Raw genomic sequence first — 354 nt, forward strand, 5'->3', positions numbered from 1 at the left:
TGAAGGCCGCCGGCGTGCCGCCCGCGAAGGTGCACGTCGAGCGCTTCGGCACGCCGCTGCCGCAGGCGGGCGTGCCGCCCGTCGAGATCACCGCGGACACCCCGGCGGCCGACCTCGAGATCGTGCTCGACGGCAAGCGGCGCAGGCTGCGCCTGCCGTATCAGGGCGTGAGCGTGCTCGACGTCGGGCTGCGCGCCGGTCTCGCGCTGCCGTATGCGTGCAAGGGCGGCGTGTGCTGCACGTGTCGCGCGAAGGTGCTCGAGGGCGAAGTGAAGATGGAAAAGAACTACACGCTCGAAGAACACGAGGTCCGCGACGGGTTCGTGCTGACGTGCCAGTGTCATCCGGTGAGCG

General features: G+C 70.3%; 1 protein-coding gene. It reads left to right on the plus strand.

Annotation, left to right across the window (positions count from 1 at the left end; translation table 11 throughout):
• Window positions 1-354, plus strand: a 354-nt coding sequence (locus AB3X86_RS38400) for a 2Fe-2S iron-sulfur cluster-binding protein (RefSeq protein ID WP_368599915.1), incomplete at both ends; no start/stop codon positions are given.

The sequence above is a fragment of the Paraburkholderia sp. BR14374 genome (assembly GCF_040948685.1).
Classification (GTDB): Bacteria; Pseudomonadota; Gammaproteobacteria; order Burkholderiales; family Burkholderiaceae; genus Paraburkholderia; species Paraburkholderia youngii.